At 40.1% G+C, this 2,144-nt stretch carries 1 protein-coding gene; it reads left to right on the top strand.

Going from position 1 to position 2,144, the window contains the following annotated elements; genetic code table 11:
- The first annotated feature begins 594 nt into the window (after positions 1-594).
- Complete coding sequence (ltrA, locus tag DW915_RS15510; RefSeq protein WP_082424764.1) at positions 595-2,061, top strand: group II intron reverse transcriptase/maturase; 1,467 nt, start codon at positions 595-597, stop codon at positions 2,059-2,061.
- Positions 2,062-2,144 lie beyond the last annotated feature (83 nt).

A 2,144-nucleotide genomic window follows, 5' to 3' on the forward strand; every position in this document is an offset into this window, starting at 1 on the left:
CATAGTGTGCGACTTGCAAGTCGTCATTTAAATTGTGATAAATTCACTACTACATCCGTTTGTAGTATTTCTACCGCATAGTGCCCAGTAAGTAATGAAAGGTGCGGAGCAGCGGGACAACGTGAGAAAGACAGAAACCACATCTGTCCTATTGCAAGGAAAAGATATGCAAGGTTAACGTATGTGAACTGTCGTAAGGGTCGTCACTCGTGTAAAAGGTGAAAGTGGTTGATACACCTTGACTAAAATAGTACGGAGTCAGGGACATGATAATTACTATGGTATCATGCCAAACGGACAGAGAACTCCCGGTCTATAGGCAGAACCTAAACATATCAAGATTATTTAAATGACGAAACAAGGTAAACCTTATGTGCTCCTGGGAAAAGGTAGGCTAATCGTAAGAAAAGCACAATGCACAGAAGGCAGAGGATGTTGGAAAAAGCGAAAGTTCATGTGTAATGCATGAAATAAGGGTTCAAGATTTGCCCTGTCCGAAAGGAAGCAGACTTCCAACGCGTATCAATTACATGAAGAAACTGGAAACTGTGAATGTATCAAGTTCAATGGCACATTTGTGAGGACAATACAGACATGAAACTTCAATGGAACCAGATAGATTGGAAGAAAGCAGAAGAACAAGTTAACAGGCTACAGATTCGAATTGTAAAGGCAACATTAGAACAAAAGCTGAGATTGGTTAAGAGATTACAGTATTTAATAACTAATTCATTTTACGCGAAGGCTCTGGCTGTTAAACGAGTGGTTAGCAACAGAGGAAAGAAAACGCCAGGTATAGATGGAGAAATTTGGAAATCTGATAAAGAAAAAGTAAACGCAGTAAGGAGCCTGGACTGCCAGACATATCATGCAAAACCATTGAAAAGGGTATATATCGAAAAGTTTGGCAAGAAAGAAAAGCGTCCTTTGGGAATACCTACTATGAGAGACCGGGCTATGCAGGCATTACAACTTCTTGCGCTGGAACCAGTGGCAGAAACAACTGCCGACAGGATCTCCTTTGGATTTCGGAAATACAGAAGTCCTGAAGATGCACGTGAGTATGCGTTTAGTGTACTTAGCAGAAAGGATTCTCCACAATGGATTCTGGAAGGGGATATAAAAAGCTGCTTTGATAAAATCAGCCATCGGTGGATGATGGATAACATTCCCGGAAACAAAAGAATTATGAAAGAGTTCATGCGTTGTGGATATGTAGAAAAGGGAAAGTTATATCCGACTATAGAAGGCTCTCCACAGGGAGGAGTTATCTCGCCAACTTATGCAAACATGGTACTTGATGGATTAGAACCCATGATACTGGATGTATACTGGAGAAGCAAAGTTAAAAGGACATTTAGTGTGAAGTACAATGCGCATAAAGTACATGTGGTGAGATTTGCTGACGATTTTATCGTTACAGCATCTGACAAAGAAACACTGAAAGAAATCAAACCAATGATAGAAAGATTTCTTGAAGAAAGAGGACTGAGACTGTCAGAAGAGAAAACGGTCATTACTCACATTAATGATGGATTCGACTTTCTGGGTTGGAACTTTCGTAAATTTAAAGGAAAACTGATTATCAAGCCGTCACATAAATCTATGAAGAAAATTACGAGAAAAATCAGTGAAATAATAAAAGAAAACCAGACAGCCACACAGGAAATACTCATAAAGAAAATAAATGAGGTGACAGTAGGATGGGCAAATTATCATCACTCATCATGTGCTAAGAAGTGCTTTCATACGTTGGATCATCGCATATGGGAAATGTTGTGGAGATGGTCCAAACGCAGACACCCAAACAAAAACAAGCACTGGATAGTTAACAAATACTGGAAAGAGCATAAAGGCAGAAAGTGGACATTTATGTCGGACAAAAACATCCTATTTCTGATGATGGATATGCCAATTGTGCGAAAAGGGCAAATATCTTTAAACAAGAATCCATTTCTTGACAGGGAATACTTTGAATGCCGAGCAAAAAGGTACCGTCTGAACCGAAAAAGAGCTATGAATTCCAATCGAGCCGCGCAAATGGGATATTATGCGTTATAGATACGTGAGCGGAATGCGGTGAAAGTCGCACGTTCCGTTCTTTGGGGAGGGAATAACCGTAAGGTTTGTCCCTTACCCGACAC

The organism is Blautia sp. AM42-2, assembly GCF_003480245.1.
Taxonomy (GTDB): domain Bacteria; phylum Bacillota; class Clostridia; order Lachnospirales; family Lachnospiraceae; genus Fusicatenibacter; species Fusicatenibacter saccharivorans.

Bases quoted from the DNA above. Each gene is read 5' to 3' on its own strand.
- ltrA (WP_082424764.1), top strand. From the start codon at position 595: ATGAAACTTCAATGGAACCAGATAGATTGGAAGAAAGCAGAAGAACAA.